Annotated in this window: 2 protein-coding genes; one reads left to right on the top strand and one right to left on the bottom strand. The window is 34.7% G+C overall.

Annotation, left to right across the window (positions count from 1 at the left end):
• Positions 1-153: 153 nt before the first annotated feature.
• On the top strand, positions 154-354 hold the full coding sequence (locus tag AFK68_RS00845) for a hypothetical protein (RefSeq protein WP_094670877.1): 201 nt from the start codon (positions 154-156) through the stop codon (positions 352-354).
• A gap of 305 nt (positions 355-659) precedes the next feature.
• On the opposite strand, the gene dndC is transcribed toward AFK68_RS00845, so the two are convergent.
• A complete protein-coding gene (gene dndC, locus AFK68_RS00840) occupies positions 660-2,207 on the bottom strand; it encodes a DNA phosphorothioation system sulfurtransferase DndC (RefSeq protein ID WP_094670879.1) in 1,548 nt (515 codons plus the stop codon).
• Between the last annotated feature and the right edge of the window lie 6 nt (positions 2,208-2,213).

Here is a 2,213-nt window from a genome sequence, read left to right as displayed (position 1 = left end):
GTCTTTGACTCTAACTGGAAAAAAGAAAGGTTTTCCAGAGATGAGTTTTTCAGATAAATTTTCATCACTTGTGAGTCATTGTGGCATTTTTCCTGGTAAGAGATAGGTCTGACAAAGAGAATTTTCTTCTCAAGCAACAGAGAATTTTTGCCTTTGACTCTGAATGGAAAAAAGAAAGGTTTTCCAGAGATGAGTTTGTCAGATAAATTTTCATCCGTTGTGAGTCATTGTGGAATTTTCCTCCTTGGAGAGAAGTCTGACAAAGAGAATTTTCTTCTCAAGCAACAGAGAATTTTTGCCTTTGACTCTGAATGGAAAAAAGAAAGGTTTTCCAGAGATGAGTTTGTCAGATAAATTTTCATCCGTTGTGAGTCATTGTGGAATTTTCCTCCTTGGAGAGAAGTCTGACAAAGAGAATTTTTTTCTCAAGCAACAGAGAATTTTTGTCTTTGACTCTGAATGGAAAAAAGAAAGGTTTTCCAGAGATGAGTTTTTCAGATAAATTTTCATCACTTGTGAGTCATTGTGGAATTTTTCCTGGTAAGAGATAGGTCTGACAAAGAGAATTTTTGTCTTTGACTCTGAATGGGAAAAAGAAAGGTTTTCCAGACATGAGTTTTTCAAATAAATTTTCATATTTTTATTTCTCCTTTACTTCCCTAATCAATATCTTCCGAACTTTGAGGAGAAAACTTCATATTTGCCCAACTTAATTGTTTAATTTTCTCTGAAACTTTTCCTTCCTCGACAGCTTCTTTTAAATCTCTTTTATTGTGAGCGTTTTGAATAGCTTCTTCCTTAGAACGAGAACTTGTTTCAAAACATTGTTCGAGACTTTCGTAAATCTTATATCGGTGAGACTTAATATAATATTGCCGTTCTGTATCTAACAGTTTTGCCATAAGTTCAAGGTGCATTTCATCCCCACTACATATTTCTTCTAATACTGACCATTCATCACTACCTAAAAGACTTATTCCTGCACCAGGACGACAGTCTTGAAATTCTTCTCCTGTTACTTCTTTATATATACGAGGTAAACTATCATCAAACTCGTGTTTTTCCTCTAACCAAATGCGTCTAATTTCGCTAAGTTCTTCTAAAGAAATAAGAGTAATATCTCGCATATTTTCTGGAGCAGTTTCACGAATTTTTGTTTGAGCTTCTAACAACTTTCTCAGTAAAGTATCTCGCCATTCTTTTTTGTACGGACCGGGTATTGGTTCCACAGAAACTTCACCATCTATTTTCCGTTCAAATAGTTGAACTGCACCCCAAATTCGCCGAAAATCTCTTTTATCTCGGTCAAAAATATCTAGTTCTTTACGCAAGTCTACTAATGGTTGTAACCATTCTTTTTCTTCATCATTTTGAATCATTGCTGACATAGATTTATCACTATCTACTAAAGTGCAAACCCAGCATCCAAAACGAGAACTTCCACAACTAGGAGTAGAGGTATCAACTACTAACGGACATTCATTATCTTCTGTTGCACCTCGATACATTGCTAGTAAATCTTTATTACTATTTCCCCAAGGATTTTCCCATTGCATTAAATATAGCCAAACTTCATCAGTTCGCCAGTCTTCAATAGGAGTATAAAGTAAAGAATTAATCAGACTAGGATGAGGACTTAGATGGTTTCTTATTCTACCAATTTCTCGTTTATTCATTATTGCTTCACGATTAGCACTTTCTGTTTTACGAGTTCCTAAAACAACTATTGTTTCCCCATTATTTCTAACAACATTACGAATAAAAAGATTAGAAGGATCAATTTTTAAACGGGGAGTACACCAGCGAAATGTATGGCGTGGAGCTGGGTATCCTTTACCAAGTAATCCCACCCAGTATGTTTTTTTGATTTCTGGTTTTAATAAATGACATTCTATAGGTAGTTTCTGATTTTTTGCAGCCTCTTCCATTAACTTTAAAGAGTTAGTTACCCAAGCAGAAACGATAGGATTTTCTACTAATGTATCTGTAGTAATAACGTGGATAGTTTTAACTCGTTTTTTTTGCGGAAGTTCAGCGATCGCTTTCCATATTAGTTGTAATGTTGCGGTACTATCTTTACCGCCTGAATATCCAATTACCCAGGGAATAGAATCTAAACAATATAGTTCTTGAATTTCTGTAGTTAGCTTTTTTATATCTTCTACTAATTCGGCAGTAGTTCTGCTTGGAAATAAAGATTGTTGTATACCTTT

Source organism: Hydrocoleum sp. CS-953, from assembly GCF_002260545.1.
Lineage (GTDB): Bacteria > Cyanobacteriota > Cyanobacteriia > Cyanobacteriales > Microcoleaceae > Trichodesmium.
The sequence above is the reverse complement of the archived record's forward strand: the minus strand, read 5'-3'. Positions and strand labels throughout refer to the sequence as shown.